This is a genomic window from Paradesulfitobacterium aromaticivorans, assembly GCF_054657415.1.
Map to the genome: position 1 here is coordinate 1,032,670 of NZ_BAAHYT010000011.1, position 16,390 is coordinate 1,049,059.

The 16,390-nt window shown below is 46.2% G+C and carries 16 protein-coding genes and 1 tRNA gene; 3 read left to right on the top strand and 14 right to left on the bottom strand.

Annotated features, from left to right (window positions below; translation table 11 throughout):
• Nucleotides 1-5: 5 nt before the first annotated feature.
• From ACYQ2N_RS21765 to ACYQ2N_RS21795, 7 genes are all read right to left on the bottom strand, one after another.
• A complete protein-coding gene (locus ACYQ2N_RS21765) occupies nucleotides 6-1,907 on the bottom strand; it encodes a PrkA family serine protein kinase (protein ID WP_460001533.1) in 1,902 nt (633 codons plus the stop codon).
• A 222-nt stretch (nucleotides 1,908-2,129) separates the two neighbouring features.
• The gene (locus tag ACYQ2N_RS21770) at nucleotides 2,130-2,333 is read right to left on the bottom strand and encodes a hypothetical protein (protein WP_460001534.1); all 204 of its coding nucleotides are present in this window, start codon (nucleotides 2,331-2,333) and stop codon (nucleotides 2,130-2,132) included.
• Between the two features lie 193 nt (nucleotides 2,334-2,526).
• Complete coding sequence (gene glnA / locus ACYQ2N_RS21775; RefSeq protein ID WP_460001535.1) at nucleotides 2,527-3,855, bottom strand: type I glutamate--ammonia ligase; 1,329 nt, start codon at nucleotides 3,853-3,855, stop codon at nucleotides 2,527-2,529.
• Nucleotides 3,856-4,005: 150 nt separating this feature from the next.
• Entirely contained in the window at nucleotides 4,006-4,539 is a 534-nt protein-coding gene (gene cobO / locus ACYQ2N_RS21780; protein ID WP_460001536.1) for a cob(I)yrinic acid a,c-diamide adenosyltransferase, read from the bottom strand.
• Nucleotides 4,540-4,552: 13 nt separating this feature from the next.
• Nucleotides 4,553-5,080 (bottom strand): hypothetical protein, encoded by a 528-nt coding sequence (locus ACYQ2N_RS21785; protein WP_460001537.1) that lies wholly within the window; start codon nucleotides 5,078-5,080, stop codon nucleotides 4,553-4,555.
• 16 nt (nucleotides 5,081-5,096) lie between these two features.
• Complete coding sequence (locus ACYQ2N_RS21790; protein ID WP_460001539.1) at nucleotides 5,097-5,543, bottom strand: hypothetical protein; 447 nt, start codon at nucleotides 5,541-5,543, stop codon at nucleotides 5,097-5,099.
• Nucleotides 5,544-5,650: 107 nt separating this feature from the next.
• A complete protein-coding gene (locus ACYQ2N_RS21795) occupies nucleotides 5,651-6,925 on the bottom strand; it encodes a tetratricopeptide repeat protein (protein WP_460001540.1) in 1,275 nt (424 codons plus the stop codon).
• A gap of 136 nt (nucleotides 6,926-7,061) precedes the next feature.
• Here ACYQ2N_RS21795 and ACYQ2N_RS21800 point away from each other — a divergent pair, with 136 nt between their 5' ends.
• Complete coding sequence (locus ACYQ2N_RS21800) at nucleotides 7,062-7,319, top strand: hypothetical protein (protein ID WP_460001541.1); 258 nt, start codon at nucleotides 7,062-7,064, stop codon at nucleotides 7,317-7,319.
• A 112-nt stretch (nucleotides 7,320-7,431) separates the two neighbouring features.
• The gene (locus ACYQ2N_RS21805; protein ID WP_460001542.1) at nucleotides 7,432-8,199 is read left to right on the top strand and encodes a polysaccharide deacetylase family protein; all 768 of its coding nucleotides are present in this window, start codon (nucleotides 7,432-7,434) and stop codon (nucleotides 8,197-8,199) included.
• A 40-nt stretch (nucleotides 8,200-8,239) separates the two neighbouring features.
• Here ACYQ2N_RS21805 and ACYQ2N_RS21810 read toward each other — a convergent pair whose 3' ends face one another.
• Together ACYQ2N_RS21810 and ACYQ2N_RS21815 are read right to left on the bottom strand one after the other, a co-directional pair.
• Nucleotides 8,240-9,259 carry a hypothetical protein gene (locus ACYQ2N_RS21810; protein ID WP_460001543.1) on the bottom strand — a complete coding sequence of 340 codons (1,020 nt, stop codon included), beginning with the start codon at nucleotides 9,257-9,259 and terminating at the stop codon, nucleotides 8,240-8,242.
• Between the two features lie 66 nt (nucleotides 9,260-9,325).
• Nucleotides 9,326-10,180 (bottom strand): YitT family protein, encoded by an 855-nt coding sequence (locus tag ACYQ2N_RS21815; RefSeq protein ID WP_460001775.1) that lies wholly within the window; start codon nucleotides 10,178-10,180, stop codon nucleotides 9,326-9,328.
• Nucleotides 10,181-10,335: 155 nt separating this feature from the next.
• On the opposite strand from ACYQ2N_RS21815, the gene ACYQ2N_RS21820 reads away from it, so the two are divergent.
• Nucleotides 10,336-10,411 (top strand) — tRNA-Arg (locus tag ACYQ2N_RS21820).
• Nucleotides 10,412-10,501: 90 nt separating this feature from the next.
• Here ACYQ2N_RS21820 and ACYQ2N_RS21825 read toward each other — a convergent pair.
• The 5 genes from ACYQ2N_RS21825 to ACYQ2N_RS21845 all read right to left on the bottom strand — a co-directional run bounded on the left by ACYQ2N_RS21825 (nucleotide 10,502) and on the right by ACYQ2N_RS21845 (nucleotide 16,214).
• Nucleotides 10,502-11,482: an ABC transporter ATP-binding protein gene (locus ACYQ2N_RS21825; protein ID WP_460001544.1), complete on the bottom strand. Its 981-nt coding sequence runs from the start codon at nucleotides 11,480-11,482 to the stop codon at nucleotides 10,502-10,504.
• Nucleotides 11,448-12,473, bottom strand: a complete 1,026-nt coding sequence (locus ACYQ2N_RS21830) for an ABC transporter ATP-binding protein (protein ID WP_460001545.1) — start codon at nucleotides 12,471-12,473, stop codon at nucleotides 11,448-11,450. Before ACYQ2N_RS21830 ends, ACYQ2N_RS21825 begins: the two co-directional genes overlap by 35 nt.
• A gap of 11 nt (nucleotides 12,474-12,484) precedes the next feature.
• The gene (gene nikC / locus ACYQ2N_RS21835; protein ID WP_460001546.1) at nucleotides 12,485-13,357 is read right to left on the bottom strand and encodes a nickel transporter permease; all 873 of its coding nucleotides are present in this window, start codon (nucleotides 13,355-13,357) and stop codon (nucleotides 12,485-12,487) included.
• Between the two features lie 16 nt (nucleotides 13,358-13,373).
• On the bottom strand, nucleotides 13,374-14,306 hold the full coding sequence (locus tag ACYQ2N_RS21840; protein ID WP_460001547.1) for an ABC transporter permease: 933 nt from the start codon (nucleotides 14,304-14,306) through the stop codon (nucleotides 13,374-13,376).
• Between the two features lie 276 nt (nucleotides 14,307-14,582).
• Nucleotides 14,583-16,214 (bottom strand): ABC transporter substrate-binding protein, encoded by a 1,632-nt coding sequence (locus ACYQ2N_RS21845; RefSeq protein ID WP_460001548.1) that lies wholly within the window; start codon nucleotides 16,212-16,214, stop codon nucleotides 14,583-14,585.
• Between the last annotated feature and the right edge of the window lie 176 nt (nucleotides 16,215-16,390).

Here is a 16,390-nt window from a genome sequence, read left to right on the forward strand (position 1 = left end):
CCAGCTTAACGATTGAGGAGAGATCCGACATACTTGACAATTTCATTGGCACATACCGGACAATATCCATGCTGTTGGATAAGCCGGTCAGTTACATCATTAATGCGCCGCAACTGTTCTTTGTCGGGATGACTTATAGAAGTCGTTATCTTTACAATATCCTTGAGATCAGCGAACAGTTTCTTTTCGATTGCTTCCTTAAGGCGGTCGTGGGAAGAATATTGAAATGCTTTCCCCTTGCGGGCAAACATGGATATTCTGATTAAGATTTCTTCCCGGAAAGCCTTCTTCGCATTTTCGGAGACTCCTATCTGTTCCTCAATACTGCGCATTAACAGCTCATCCGGGTCAAGCTCTTCGCCCGTTAACGGATCAACCAATTTGTTCGAATTGCAATAGGCCTCGATGTTATCAAGGTAATTATTTAAGAGGGATTTGGCTGATTCCTCATAGGCATAGACGAAAGCTTTCTGAACTTCTTTCTTGGCAACTTCATCATATTCACGCCGGGCCTGAGCGATGAGATTAATAAAGTTTTCCCTTTCTTCCTTAGTAATTGAAGTATGCTGTGACAATCCGTCCTTAATAGCACGCAGAATATCCAAGGCATTAATACAGGACTGCTCATCCCTGATTAAAGCTGTGGAAATCCGGTTGATGACATAACGGGGGTCAACGCCGTTCATACCTTCTCCCTGCTCCTCGCCCTCAACCATCAAATCTTTAACATCTTTTTGATTAAACCCTTCAACATCTTCCCCATCATACAGACGCATTTTCTTAACAAGATCCATCCCTTGCTTCTTGGATACTTTTAAGCGCGAAAGGATGCTAAAGACAGCTGCTGTCCAAAGGGAGTGTGGTGCGAGGTGGACTTTTTGCATATCACTCTGTTTGATCAACTTATCGTAAATCTTAACTTCCTCACTCACCTTGAGATTATACGGAATAGGAAGTACGATAATACGGGACTGGAGAGCTTCATTTTTCTTGTTCGCTATAAATGCCCTGTATTCACTTTCATTCGTGTGGGCCACTACGAGTTCGTCAGCTGAAATCAAGGCAAAGCGCCCTGCTTTAAAATTGCCTTCTTGCGACAGGCTTAAGAGATTCCATAGAAATTTTTCATCACATTTGAGCATCTCCTGGAATTCCATTAAACCGCGGTTGGCTTTGTTTAATTCCCCGTCAAAGCGGTAAGCCCGCGGGTCAGATTCTGAGCCGTACTCTGTAATTGTAGAAAAGTCGATACTTCCTGTCAGATCTGCTATATCTTGAGATTTGGGATCAGATGGAGTAAATGTTCCAATTCCGATCCGGTTTTCCTCTGAGAACACTATTCGTTTAACAGGAACGAGTTCTGCTTCACCTTGAAACTCCTCGGCCAAGCGCAAACGGCATACTGGGCAAAGATTGCCCTCGATCTTAATACCGTACTCCTGGTCGAATCGCTCCCGTAAGGCCGTTGGCAACAAATGCAGTGGGTCTTCATGCATGGGGCATCCGTCAATAGCGTAGACTGCCCCATCATCAGTTTTGGCGAATTGTTCCAATCCCCGTTTAAGCATACTGACAATGGTAGATTTCCCTCCACTCACCGGGCCCATCAAGAGCAGGATTCTCTTGCGCACATCGAGGCGCTTGGCAGCGGAGTGAAAATACTCCTCCACCAGACGTTCCAGAGTTTTATCCAAGCCAAAAAGTTCCTGGCTGAAGAACTGATACTTTTTCGTCCCTCCTCGTGTTGCCACTCCGGCATCAAGTATCATTTCATAAATGCGCGCATGAGCGTGCATGGCCAGGCGGGGATTCTTCAGGACCATCGGCAAGTAATCCGCAAACGTACCGTGCCAGGCAAGGCCAGCCTCACTTTCACGATAGTCTTTAAGCCACTGGATAACTTCCATGATAGCCCTCCTTCCTCTCTTTTTTGTCAGGTCTAGGGTATAGGGTATAATTAAGTATATGCCCTCTCCTAGGAGATGAGACATCACATATTCTGTCCACATCCAACCTTAAAACAAAAAAAGAAACACCTCTAGGAATTAACATTCCAGGGTGTCCATTTGCAAAGGGAAATCTACTCCCGAATTACGAGTTCAAATCAGGTAGAATCAATCGCTAGAACCCTATGCTTTCTCCAAATCTGCAGCATCGTAGGCAAATTCTCCGGGCAAAATGTCCAGACTTATAACAAAATACTCGCCCCATTCATCCCTTTCAACGCGGATGATTGTACCCAAGCGGCAGTTATTGGTGATAACCCGGTCCCCTACTTCAAAAAGTCGATTGCGGCGAAACGGAAAATCTGAGTCCTTTCTTACGGCCAACATTTGTTAATCCTCCTCTATGTGAAAGTGATTTCTTACGCTAACTATTTAGATCTTAACATATACTCATTAGAAAATCCAGAGGAAAAATCCGTAAAATTCGCAATCTTCGTGCCTAAAAAGAATAATGGAAACTTACCGTGAACTGAAAAAGGCCCGACTAGGCGGGCCCTTTCATACCAATATCCATTACTTCTTAATAGCGCTCGAGATAATTATCAAGTTCCCACTGATGCACGGCGAGGCGGTAGCCATCACATTCTTTCGTTTTGGCTTCGACAAAACGATGATAAATATGGTCTCCTAAAGCTCCTTTAATGACCTCATCTCTGCCCAGTTCAACAAGAGCCTCATCCAGACTTCCAGGCAGGGCATCGACCCCGTAAGATTTCCTTTCTTCGTTTGTCATGGCGAAAATATTAAGGTCGACTGCCGGAGGAGGAGTGAGTTTGTTCTTAATACCGTCCAAACCTGCTTTAAGCTGCACGGCCAGTGCAAGATACGGGTTGCAGGAAGGATCAGGGCTGCGCAGTTCAATCCTCGTTGAAGATCCGCGTTTGGCCGGAATCCGGATCAACGGACTGCGGTTGCGGCCGGACCAGGCAATATAACAAGGAGCTTCGTATCCCGGAACCAAACGCTTGTACGAGTTTACCGTCGGATTTGTGATCGCCGCAAAAGACCGGGCGTGCTGCAGGAGCCCTGCAATGTAATGATAAGCCTCAGGAGAAAGCTGCATCGGACCATCCGGAGCATAGAAAGCGTTCTTGCCGTCTTTGAACAAAGACTGGTTGGTATGCATGCCAGAACCATTGATGCCGTAAATAGGTTTTGGCATAAAAGTGGCATGGAGGCCATGGTGCTGGGCAATTGTCCGTATTACAAAGCGGAAGGATGCAATTTTATCAGCACTATCCAAGGCATCAGAATACTTGAAATCGATCTCGTGTTGTCCTGGGGCTACTTCATGGTGGGAGGCTTCTATTTCATAGCCAAGTGATTCTAAAGCTAACACCATATCCCGGCGGGCGTTTTCCCCTAAATCAACCGGGGTTAAATCAAAATAACCGGCTTTGTCATGCGTAATTGTGGTTGGCCTGCCTTCAGCATCAGTATGGAAAAGGAAAAACTCCAACTCCGGACCGACATTTAAGGTATATCCCATCTCTGTCGCTTCGGCCAGCACCTGTTTTAAAATATAACGGGGATCTCCCTCAAAAGGAGTGCCGTCAGGTTTATAAACATCGCAAATGAGACGGGCAACCGCACCCTCTTTAGGTCGCCACGGAAATACCACGAAAGTGTTGGGATCAGGACGCAGATACATGTCAGATTCCTCAATGCGCACAAATCCTTCAATCGAGGAACCGTCAAACATCAGTTCCCCGTCAAGCGCCTTTTCCAGCTGATCGATCGTAATCGCTACGTTTTTAAGTACCCCTAAAATATCGGTAAACTGAAGTCGAATGAATTTTACTCCTTTTTCCTGGGCCTCTCTTAGAACATCATCTTTAGTAAGAGCCATTTTTTATTCTCCTTCCTTTGCTTAGAAAATAAAAAAATGCCCATAACTTCCCTCTACAGGAAGTATGGACATCTTTGTCCGCGTAACCTTACTAATAAATTATAGCACAGAATTGAATAAATGCAAGATCTTTTAGAAACAAAATAGTATTTAATACTCTATCCCTTTGCGAGCATCAATCCCTTGCTCATACGGATGCTTGATTTGCACCATTTCCGTGACGTAATCCGCCTTAGCCTTAACTCTATCCGTTGCGTTACGTCCGGTCAGAACGATTTCAACTTGAGGAGGCTTAGCTTCAAGAAGCTGGAGCACATCTTCTTCCGGCACCAATTCAAACCAAACAGCGTTAAGAATCTCGTCGCAAATCACAATATCGAAATCTCCGGACAACATCACTTCCCGTGCCCTGGACAAGGCCCGCCCTGCCTCTTCGATATCTTCCGCCGCCGGGTTTCCTTTACGAACCCAGCCTTGACGCCCAAAATGTTCGAGCTGGCACTCCGGAGCTAACTTTTGAATTGCGCTTAATTCCCCGTAATCTGTGCGCCCTTTCATAAACTGAATGATGTATACTCCAAAACCATGCCCGGCCGCTCTTACTGCCAGTCCCAAAGCCGCGGTGGTCTTACCTTTACTGTTACCGGTATAAACTTGAATTAGGCCCTGGTTTAAATTCGCCATGCTGCACCGTCCTCTAGTTCTTGTCCATCCATTTTTCCAGTTGGGGGTGAATATAAGCTACATTCTTAGCTGCATGCAATTCCGTAAATCCTTCAAATAATTGTTTGCTAAAAGGCAAAGAGAAAAACAATTTTATCCCTGATTTTTCATCGCGCGTTCTTAATTCTGTCTTATCGGGATACAGATAATAAGTATAATTCCCATCCCTCCAGACCAGCTCCAAGTCACTCAGATTAAGCTTGATCATCCCAAAAGGAGAAACACTGACTTTTCCTACCGTAGCAAAAGGTTGGCTTATCTGCTCTGCCTCTAAGGAAACCAAGGCATTTTTATGCTGACATTCCAATAAGTGCTCCACGATTAAACGGGCTGGGCCGGATATCTCCTCGAAAATCCGGCGTTGACTCCTGAGTTCCTCTGCTAACCTTTCCATTTCTGCTACATGAATTGAGCGGACGTTCCCTAATTTGCGCAAAGCACTTTCGAGAGAATGATAGACATCTTCGAGACACTCCAGCAAGAGATCATCCACTATGTGCACAGCCTTTCCTTCTCAATCATTGCGCTTTCTTACGTACAATCACTTCCACATCATCTGAGACACGGAGACGGTATAAAACCTGGCTTTCTTGGGCCTCGAACACTGCCAGTTTTGCGCGCAAAGCTTCGATTACTTTTTCCTTCACTGCAAGTTCGTGGACAATATCTTCGAGCGCTTTAGCTAAGCCGACCAAATCTGAAGATTCCGGAACCTTTGGTTCAACACTAAGTCCTGTGAAATAACGATAAATCTTGGGGGATCTCCGGCTCCCTTGATCCACAATTGTGAGAGTTCCCTTTTCCATAAGGTTATCTAAAGCCTTGTATATTGTCACCAGGGAGAGCTTAGTATCCCGCCGCAAATCCTCTAACGTTACCTGAATCTCCGGGCTGCCGCGCATAGTAGTCTCGCGGGCAAAAAAATCCTCAACTTTGCGCAAGGTCTTGTCTTTCACCTGTCCCAACTTGTTCTCCCCCATCCTGTCCTTGTTCGATTATCCTCATTTTACCCGAAAGATTATAAAATTCAAACCCATTTTCGGAATATTTTGTGCAGAATTTAAGTTTAAATTTAATACCAATTAGTCTTTTTCTTTCTAATCCTCCGTGATACTCGCTGGATCATCTGTTCAATTTTTTCTTCTTCTGCTCCGTCTTCATGAGCTGATTTTAAGGCCTGCCAATAGAAGTTCAGGGCATCATAATAGTTACGCCGTTTTTCATAAAATTCCCCCAGCCTTAAGATTGCCGCCAGATTTGGAGAGGAGGCTTCCTCCTGTTTGGCTAAAGCCTGGCGGCGGTACTCTAAAGCTTCATTTTCTTTGCCCTGGATTTCCGCTAAGTAAGCAAGGCCTTCAAAAATTTCCCCGCTCTTAAGATCATCCCCGAAAGATTCAAATATGCGCAGGGCGTCCAAAAATATTGCTTCAGCCTGGGTAAAATCCATTTTTAGAACTGCCAATCCGGCTAAACTTTGAAAACGGAGAGCCAGCCCAACATCTTCCTTTTTATAAAACTTAATTGAGACGTCCAGGTGGTATTCCGACTCTTCTTGATAACCCAGACTTTGCTCTATTTTGCTTAAAAAATGGCAGCTTTCACTTATGTCTTCCTCAATTCCAAGCCTCAGCCAAAAGACTACTGCCCGTTGCTGACAGCCACGGGCCTGCTCCATTTCGCCCATATCATAATGTAAAAATGCCAAGTATTGAAAGGCATTAGCCAAAGCCTCATTCTCATTAATGTTAAAGAACAAACAACAAGCCTCCCGCAGAAATGACTGGGCAAGTTTCATTTCCCCTCGCCGGTAGCATACTTCCCCCAGTAAGACATTTAATTCCCCTTCTCCTTTGGGATACTGATTCTGATGGCACAGATCCCTTGCCTGGTCATAAGCCTCATAAGCTTTATTCCAATTTTCAACAGCTGCATAAACCTGACCGAGGTCAAAATACAGCATGCCTAAACGCAATGGAGGGGATGAAGTGGGATAAACGGAAATAGAACTCTCATACCAATCTTTAGCTTCTTCCAAAGCTCCCCGTAATACGGCTACACTGGCTAAACCCGCCTTAGCCTCGGACATTCCCTTATAATTTTGCACTTGCTCACAGATTTCTAAAGCCTCGTGAAAACCCGATTCTGCCAAATCGAGTTTTCCCAGCCTAACCCTCACTGTTCCGAGTAAGCGCAGGTTAAAAGCCCGAATCTCCGGGACATGCAGCTCTTCAGCTAAAGAAGCGCTCTGTAAAAAATATCTTTCTGCTTCAACATAGGATTCCTTACCCAGACAACGGGTTCCATGTTCCATTAAACTCCGCCAGATAGACAAAACTTGCTCGTTCATACTATCCCCTCCGTGTCGTATTCATAATATGCACGGCGCGTTTTTTTGGCACGAGACGAGCAATTTACCTATAAGGCTTGGAACCTAGACAGAAAAGTCGAATTATGTTAAGCTGAGTATGAGGAGGTGTTGGATCATGAATACTTACCGGCCATCTTCATCTTCAAACTATTGGCTAGTCGCACTAAAGGTAGTACTGCTCTTGCTCGGACTTTACCTGTCAGCCTTAATTTTGAGTCGGATCTTTTCCTGGTTATTTTTAGTCCTGTTTGCCATAATTAAAGTGGTAGTCTTTGTCATTATGGCCTTCCTTGTCCTGCACTTTTTCCTTAAAGTCCTATTTAGATTCGACCTTTACCGATTTATTTTAGGTTCACACTTTCACCGTTGGTAAGGCAAAACATAAAAGGTCGAAAAAAGTTAAACAAAGCGTCTGTGCCAGACGCTTTTATTTTTTGCATAACTCTCCCACATTCCTAATATGTTTTAGGCGAGGAGGGGTCTTTATGCGCTTTATCGTCTTCAAGAGTCCCTCGTGGCGCAACCTGATTTTATGGGGGATACTGATTTTCGTCCTCTTAGCCTACCGGGAAAACGTTGTCTCAGTCTTCTCGTCCAAACTCAAGCCCATTTATTCAGCTAATGTCAACTCCAACATCATCGGGCTAAGTTTTGATATAAGCTGGGGTGAGGAGACTGCTGAACCGATCCTGGACATTCTTAAGCACGAAGGAGTTAAAGCTACCTTTTTCCTTTCCAGTCCCTGGGCGGGCAAACACGAAGACTTGGTTAAACGCATGGTCGCGGACGGACACGAAATCGGATCACATGGCAACCGTCACATTGACTTAAACACCTTAGGACCGTCTGAAATTGAAAAGGAAATCACTTCAGCTCAAGCAGTCTTGGAGAAACTCTCCGGAAAAAGCGTAGGCCTGCTGCGTGCCCCTAACGGGGCTTATGATAACAAACTGATCCAAGTCTCGAACAAGCTCGGGTACAAAGTGATACAGTGGAGTGTTGATTCCCTTGACTGGAAACGTCCAGGTTCCGATGCCGTAGTCAATAACGTCTTAAACGGTTTACGTCCGGGCCGAGGTGCTAAAGCCGGGGACATTATTCTCTTCCATGCTTCCGATTCTGCACCGGATACTGTCCAGGCTCTGCCACGGGTACTCCAGAATCTGAAAGCCAGAGGGTATTCTTTAGTTCCGGTTGGGGAACTTCTGCAGCAAGCCAGCAGCACCTGGCCGCCTGAAAGTAACATTCCCTAGATAGCATTGCTCCTCGCTTAAGGTACGTTACAGGCATGTGCTAGATACCGTTGCCACTAACTAGCGCTTTCAGAGTGTCCTCAGCTCGTAGGCGGTCGTTAGTTTGTTTGAGCGCGCTCTCGGCATCGGCACGCAATTGTCCAGGCAATCCCAGAGCTAAGGCCAGTTCCAGCGAAGTCTTCCCTTCGCTCAGCCTGCCCTGGTTTAACCTCTTAATTCCTTCAAGATAATTGGCATAGCTTTTTCCCTGGGGCAAAGAGCCTAAATTAGTTATTATATCTTGATCCAGGGTACCCTGACGCAATTGCAAAAGGCCTTTCTGCACTAAATAAATAGGGGTCGGGCTGAGATCATGATCAAGTTCAGCACTCAGTTCAAGGGCTCTTGTCCATTCCCCCTGAGCCAGAGACAGGTTAAACTCCAACATCCTGGCGGCAGGATTCTGAGGTTCTGCCTTCAGGGCTGCCCTCAGCTCAAGTTTTGCCTGCTCCGGCTCATGTAAAGACAGATGTGCCTGTGCCAGAGCTAAATGCCTTCTTGTTTCCTCTTTCTCACTTAAGCCTGTGAGTGGTTGCAGCCGACCCTGAGCATTACGGAAATCCCTGATGGCCAATGCCATCAGGCCTTGCGCCAAAGCCTTTGTTGTTTCTGAGGAGAACTCAGCCATCACTCCTTCTGCTTCCTTATTGTTTCCTTCTTGCAGAAGAAATTGGAACAGCCATAAGCGATGACGGTCATCCTGATAAAGTGCCAGTTCTTGTTTAAGCCCTTCCCGGGGACCCTGATTAAGCCTTAACCACAACTTAGCATCCCTAAAAGAAGCCCACCTGTTCAAAATTGGAGCATGCTGATCTACCCAGGCAATCTCCGTTGCCACTGAATCAAAGTCAAAATCAGACTGGGCCCGCGTTATCTTGCTCAGGTGCCATAATAAAGGGGATGTCAGAATCCCTATGAGAATTATTGCCAGTATTAAATAAAAGCGGGGCTTGATTTTCGGCTTGCTCCGCTTTTTTTGCTTTCCATTTTCCCGGTTTTTGCTCAGGCGCGCTGCGCTCACACCAATTCCCCTCTCATCTTTACTATTCCTCAGCTGAACCTTAATACTTCGCCTTTATGTACGATGTCAGTGCCCCCGCCACGAAGAGAAGCCTTCTCCCACCACTTCCGGAACCTCAGAAATAGCGACAAAGGCTTGTGGATCATGAGTATGAATAATCTCTTTGATCTGGGACAACTCAGTCCGTCTAATTACGCAGTAGACAATCTGTTTGGCATCTCCGGAATAAGCCCCGACAGCGTTAAAAAAAGTGACACCCCGTTCCAGCTTAGCCATGATGTCCTGGGCAATCTTGTGCGGTGCCTCTGTTACCACCAGCACAGATTTTGAATGATTCATCCCCGCCTGCACCAGATCGATCACCTGAGTGGCGATAAACATATAGATCATAGCATACATCGCCATTTCCGGTCGGAAAATCACCGCAGCCCCTAAAAAAATTACAGCATCAATTCCAAGGAGAATTTGCCCAACACTGAACGGGGTCGTCCGGCTTAAGTATACTGCAAGGATATCAGTCCCTCCCAAAGATCCGCGCGCCCTAAAGATTAAACCCATACCGATACCGGTCAAGACCCCTCCGAAAATAGCAGCCAGCAAGGAATCACTGGTAAGGGGAGGAACTTGGGACGTAAATCCCAGGGTCACCGAAACAGCAACTACTCCTAACACACTTAATAGCAAAAACTCGCGTCCAACCATCTTCAAACCTAAAAGAAAAAGCGGTACATTCAAGAGAAAAACGGTCAAGCTAACAGGCCAGGTAAATATGTAATGTAAAATAATGGCAATCCCGGTAACTCCGCCGTCGGCTATGTGATTGGGAATGATCAAGGAATTGATGCTAAAAGCAACTGTAACCGCTCCGATAAGGACACCGAGCACATGTTGCAGCAAATGCCAGGGAATCTTTTTCAAAATCTGTTTCGAGCCCACTAATATCCCTCATTCAAAGTTAAATACGGGTAATTCTTCCTCTGATTATAACGCAGAGAAGTGTGTGAGACAAATTTTGTTTCTTGACAAACCAAACCTATTTTAGTAAACTAACATAGCAGTTTTTTATTACTAAACAGGCGCTCGTAGCTCAGTGGATAGAGTGACGGTTTCCGAGGCCGGAGGTCGCAGGTTCAAATCCTGCCGGGCGCACCACAATTATATAGCGGTGTAAATGTTGCAAGAAACTTGCAGCATTTTTGTTGTTTTGTAGGGATTTGCGAGTATCGCAAATCCCATTTAATTTTACTCTGCAAAATGACAAGCTACCTGATGCCCGTTCCCTGCATCCCGGAACTCCGGATCAGCTTGCTTACACACTTCCTGAGCGCGGGAGCAGCGCGTATGGAAACGGCAGCCGGAGGGAGGATTAACCGGGCTGGGCACATCCCCTTTAAGAATTATTCTCTCCTTGTGGGCACTTGGGTCTGGAACCGGAATTGCCGACAACAGAGCAATCGTATACGGATGGAGCGGGCTTTTATATAGTTCGTCATAGTTTGCCAGTTCCACAATTTTACCGAGATACATAACTGCCACTCTGTCACTGATGTGCTTGACCACGGACAGATCATGGGCAATAAACAAATATGTCAGCCCAAACTCTTCTTGCAGATCCTCAAGCAAGTTAACAACCTGAGCTTGGATCGAGACGTCCAAAGCCGATACAGGCTCATCACACACGATAAGTTTGGGGTTAACTGAGAGCGCCCGGGCAATTCCGATGCGCTGGCGCTGACCACCTGAGAATTCATGCGGATAACGGGCTCCATGATATGGACTTAGCCCTACAACGTCAAGTAGTTTGCGCACTTTTAGTTCACGTTTTACATTGTCTGTAAGACCGTGAATTAAGAGCGGCTCCCCGATGATATCCCCGACCGTCATGCGCGGGTTCAATGAGGCGTAGGGATCCTGGAAAATCATTTGCATCTGGCTGCGCATGGAACGCATCTGAGACGGCGGTAAATTGTTTATTTCTTTGCCTGCAAAAAAGATCTTACCATCGGTCGGTTCCATCAGCCTGAGCAAAGTGCGTCCGGTAGTAGACTTGCCGCAGCCGCTCTCTCCGACTAAGCCCAAGGTTTCTCCTTGCTTTACTTCAAAAGAAACTCCGTCTACCGCCTTGACGTCTCCGACCTTGCGCTGGACAAGGATCCCTTTGCGAATAGGAAAGTATTTGCGCAAATTCTCAACCTTGAGCAGAACTTCCGCCTGTGTGCCCATGATCTACACCTCCCTCTTGGTCATCATAAAGGAAACAGCTCACTTGGTGGCCAGACTCGATTTCCCTAAGCACCGGTTTTTCCTTAAGGCACCTTTCCTGTTGATGGCGGCAACGGGGAGCGAAATTGCACCCTTGCGGCAAATTCCTCAAATCCGGGGGCTGGCCTTGAATCGGTTCAAGGCGTTTCTTCTCTGTGTCCGTTAATTTAGGCAATGACCCTAAAAGTCCCCAGGTATAAGGGTGTTTGGGCTCGGCAAACAACGTTTTGGCATCGGTGTACTCCACCGTATTCCCAGCGTACATAACCAAAACTTTTTGACAGAGTTCAGCCACCACTCCCAAGTCATGCGTAATCATCATAATCGCGGTGCCAAAATCTTTTTTTAAGTTATTCATAAGTTCCAGTATCTGAGCCTGAATCGTAACGTCAAGTGCAGTGGTAGGCTCATCCGCGATCAGGAGTTTCGGGTTGCAAGACAGAGCCATGGCGATCATAGCCCGCTGGCGCATCCCGCCGCTAAACTGATGCGGGTAGTTGTTGACCCTGCTTTCCGCTTCCGGAATCCCCACCTTTTTTAGCATATGAACTGCTTTTTTCTTGGCCTCAGCTCGTCCGACTTTTTCGTGCAGGATAATGGACTCCATTATCTGCTCTCCCACGGTTAATACAGGGTTGAGCGAAGTCATAGGATCCTGGAATATCATGGCAATATCATTGCCCCTAATTTTCCGCATTTCGCCCTCAGTTCGTCGGGTCAAGTCTTTGCCGTCAAACAGAATTTCCCCACTCACTATTTTCCCTGGCGGAATAGGAATTAAGCGCATAATCGACATGGCAGTAATACTTTTCCCTGAACCGGATTCTCCGACAACACCTAAGGTTTCCCCTCTGTTAATTTCCAAGTTAACCCCGTCTACAGCCTTAACCACGCCTGCTTCCGTGTAAAAGTGGGTCCGGAGATCCTTAACTTGAAGCAAATTATTACTCATCTCTCTTCCCCCTATTCTTTCAAGCGCGGATCTAAGGCATCGCGCAGACCGTCACCCAGAAGATTAAATCCGAGCACGGTCAAAAAGATTGCAACCCCGGGCCAAATAACCATCCACGGAGCATTCCAGATATAAGTTGTTCCTTCGGAAAGCATGAGCCCCCAACTGGGATTAGGCGGCTGCACGCCAATGCCAAGAAAGCTCAGGCCTGCTTCCGATAAAATGGCATTCCCAATATTCATCGTTGCATACACGATAATCGGAGCGAGAGTATTAGGCAGAACGTGTTTCCAGATGATACGGGAATTGCTCGCTCCTACAGCTCGCGCTGCCTCAACATACTCACTGGCTTTGACCGCTAATACCTGCCCTCTGACCAAACGGGCGAAGTTAGTCCATCCAATTAAGCCGAGCGCGATGAAGACGTTAATAAAGCTTGGACCTAAAAACGTCATAATCGCAATCGCCAAGAGAAAGAACGGAAAAGCAAAGAAAATATCAGTAATGCGCATGATCAAAGAATCAACCCAGCCGCCATAATAACCAGTAACCGCTCCGACAAACACTCCGATCACCAGGGAAATCCCGGTCGCCACCACCCCCACGATTAAGGAGGCTCTAGCACCATGGAAAACCCTGCTCAGGATGTCCCGACCTAGGACATCCGTACCCATTAAGTGTCCCGCACTGGGAGCGCGCAAAGATTCTTTCATGGCTTGGCCGGTAGGATCATACGGGGAAATTACCCCGGCAAAGATTGCGATTGAACATAACAGTACGACCAGAAACAACCCCAATAAAGCAAGTTTATTGCGTTTTAAGCGCAACCAGATATCGCGCATTGGGGAAGAAGTAACGTATAATTCATTTTCTGTAATTGCCACCCTTATCCCCCCTATCTCAGTCGTAACGAATACGCGGATCTAACACTGCGTACGAGATATCAACCAAAAGATTAATAATAACGAAAACCAAAGCCATAAACAGGGTAACACCCTGCACAACCGGATAATCCCGGCGCGAGATGGAGAAATAGAGCATCGACCCTATCCCCGGCAAAGAGAAGATGGTTTCGGTCAAAATCGCGCCCCCCATTAACCCGGCAAAATCAATCCCCGCCTGAGTAGCCACCGGAATAAGCGCATTGCGCATGGCATGTTTGAAAATAACAACTCGCCCTGACAGTCCCTTGGCGCGCGCGGTTCGGATATAATCCTGGCGGATAACTTCCAGCATACTTGAGCGGGTCAGGCGCACATACATGGCCATCGAAGAAAACCCGAGCGCAAATCCGGGCAAAATATAGTATTGCAACTGGAATCCGCCGCCCCCGATGCCACTTACAGGCAAAATATGCAAAACCACACCAAAAATCAGTTGCAGCATCATCCCCAACCAAAAGGTCGGGATGGAAACTCCAGTCATTGCGAAAAAGGTGGCAAAGGTATCCCAAAAACTGTACTGTTTGACTGAGGACAAGATCCCGATCAATACCCCAAAGATGACCGCGATAACTATCGCGACCAAGGTCAATTGGAAGGTTACCGGAATCTTGTCTCTAAGCATCTGTGCTACTTCCTGATGTTGAATATATGACCTCCCAAAATCACCTTGAACAATATTGCCGAGATAATGGAGATAACGTATAACCAGCGACTGATCCAGTCCTAATTCCTGGCGTATATTTTCTGCAGCTTGCGGTGTAATATGCTGGCCAAGCATAAGTGTTACAGGATCGCCGGGCACAAGGCTCATCATTAGAAACGTAATAATTGAAATGCCAATAAGCACAGGTATGAGTTGGATTAAGCGGCGAATAATGTACCTAGTCACAAATTCCCCTCCTTTTCTAAAGTTGTCCCTCTTAGAATTATACTTGGAAACAGAAACTAACGCATCCGTAATTATTGCTAACATAGGAATATAATACCTGCTAACTTAGGTGATAAAATTTTTTTGTTAGCTTGATGCAATGAAGTAATGATATGTTCAATACCTTAGTCCAGTTTATGAGGCGTAATAAATTATTCTATAAACATGCTAAAAAGAGTTTAGGCAGCCCCGCAGGGCTGCTTAAACTCTTTAGGTTGTAAGCTATACATTCCTTAATTATTTAACTAATTTCACCCGGCTCATGTTCTTCTGGTCAAGAGGGTCGATATAGAGGTCTTTAACATTCTTGCTGAACAAATGCATATACGTCGTGTTGAAAAGCCAGGCTGCCGGAGCGTCATCAACGATCTTTTGTTCTGCTTGCTGGTAAATTGCATTTCTCTTGACTTGGTCAGTCTCTACGCGCCCTTGAGCTAACAATTTTTCAACATCCGGGTTGCTGTAGAAGGTGTCATTATTAAGCCCTGCCTGAGCCTTGGTGTACAAGGCATAAAGGAAGTTGTCCGGATCCGGATAGTCAGCGCCCCAGGCCAAGCGGAACATCTGGCTGTTCCCGGATTGGAGGTCTTTAATATAGGCAGCCCATTCTAGGTTGATGAGTTTAGTTTCAATGCCGATCTGCTTGAGCTGACCTTGCACCGCTTCCATGGTCGTCTTATTCAATTGATTGAAATTATACTTAAGCTCGATCGGTGCCAGCCCTTTGCCGTCCGGATATCCGGCAGCTTTCAAGTATTCCTTGGCTTTGGCAACGTCATAAGTCGGATATTTCAAATCTTTGTTGAAGCCAGGCATGCTCTTGGGCAGCGGACCGGCTGCTTCGGAGGAAATCCCTTCAAGTACAGTGTCAATGATCGCCTTACGATCAATCGCATAGGAAATAGCTTTGCGCAAGTTCACATTGTCTTTGAACGGAGGCTTATCAACATTAAACCCAACGTATTGAGTAGTCAAAGTGACAACCCGCGGAGTTTGATCCGGGAATTCTTTAATCAAGGCCTGACGCTGACCCGGGGGGAGAGAATCGACAAATTCGAGATTACCGGCCCGGAACTCGTTCAGTGCAGTTGATTCATCTTTGAATATGCGGTATGTAACTTTGTCTACATTCGCCTTGTTACCGTAGTAATCGTTAAACTTGGCAAGCGTTACATTTTGATCGGCTTTCCATTCCACAAACTTAAAAGGACCGGCGCCGATCAATTGCTCGGGCTTGGTAGACGGAGTCCCAAAATTTTCACCGGCTGCAGAGGCTGCCGCAACTTTATAAATAGAAGCAGCCGGGTGCGTGAGGGACAGGAGGAAAGGAGCATGGGGTTTCTTCAGCGTAACTTCCACCGTATAGTCATCAATTTTCTTCAAACCTTTAAGTTCTTTCGCAGACCCGTCCTGCATTTCTTCATATCCTAACACAGGCTCGAGTGGGAACGAAACGGTAGCCTTAGTGTCTTTGGCTGCCAGGCGGTTCCAACTCGCCAGGACATCATCAGCTTTTATCTCTGAGCCATCATGGAATTTGATTCCTTTGCGCAGAGTGAAAGTGTACTTCAGGTTATCAGTCGAAATATTCCATTTCTCGGCCAGTGCGCCTTCAACTTTGGAACTCTCAAAATTGTATGCCACCAGCCCGTCATACAACTCTTTGCCAATCTCTATCCCATTGTTCTCTTCCAAGAAAGCAGGGTCTAACGATGAAGGACCGGCGACCATGCCAAAACGGAATTCTCCACCTCCAGCAGTACCTTGAGTTCCCTGTGGAGCCTGCTGACCACAGCCTGAAAGGATCACTGTCAGTGATAAAACTACAACCAGAATTGACCACACTAGTTTTTTGTTTTTTCCCAACATTTAATGATTCCCCTCCCATTTAAATCAATTAAGCCAAATCGGAATTAAGTACTAACCCTGCACCTCCTTCCCCCTAAGAGCACTTCTTCCACATTTCCGAACAAGAAAATTGTCGGAAATTCGGTTGCGGTATATATAAGACATACTCCTTAGGTTTACTATATCCAAAAATGTTC

Excerpts from the sequence above, each read along its gene's own strand:
- ACYQ2N_RS21765 (WP_460001533.1), bottom strand. The coding sequence starts at position 1,907 with ATGGAAGTTATCCAGTGGCTTAAAGACTATCGTGAAAGTGAGGCTGGC.
- ACYQ2N_RS21770 (WP_460001534.1), bottom strand. The coding sequence starts at position 2,333 with ATGTTGGCCGTAAGAAAGGACTCAGATTTTCCGTTTCGCCGCAATCGA.
- glnA (WP_460001535.1), bottom strand. The coding sequence starts at position 3,855 with ATGGCTCTTACTAAAGATGATGTTCTAAGAGAGGCCCAGGAAAAAGGA.
- cobO (WP_460001536.1), bottom strand. The coding sequence starts at position 4,539 with ATGGCGAATTTAAACCAGGGCCTAATTCAAGTTTATACCGGTAACAGT.
- ACYQ2N_RS21795 (WP_460001540.1), bottom strand. The coding sequence starts at position 6,925 with ATGAACGAGCAAGTTTTGTCTATCTGGCGGAGTTTAATGGAACATGGA.
- ACYQ2N_RS21800 (WP_460001541.1), top strand. The coding sequence starts at position 7,062 with ATGAATACTTACCGGCCATCTTCATCTTCAAACTATTGGCTAGTCGCA.
- ACYQ2N_RS21805 (WP_460001542.1), top strand. The coding sequence starts at position 7,432 with ATGCGCTTTATCGTCTTCAAGAGTCCCTCGTGGCGCAACCTGATTTTA.
- ACYQ2N_RS21825 (WP_460001544.1), bottom strand. The coding sequence starts at position 11,482 with ATGGGCACACAGGCGGAAGTTCTGCTCAAGGTTGAGAATTTGCGCAAA.
- ACYQ2N_RS21830 (WP_460001545.1), bottom strand. The coding sequence starts at position 12,473 with ATGAGTAATAATTTGCTTCAAGTTAAGGATCTCCGGACCCACTTTTAC.
- ACYQ2N_RS21845 (WP_460001548.1), bottom strand. The coding sequence starts at position 16,214 with ATGTTGGGAAAAAACAAAAAACTAGTGTGGTCAATTCTGGTTGTAGTT.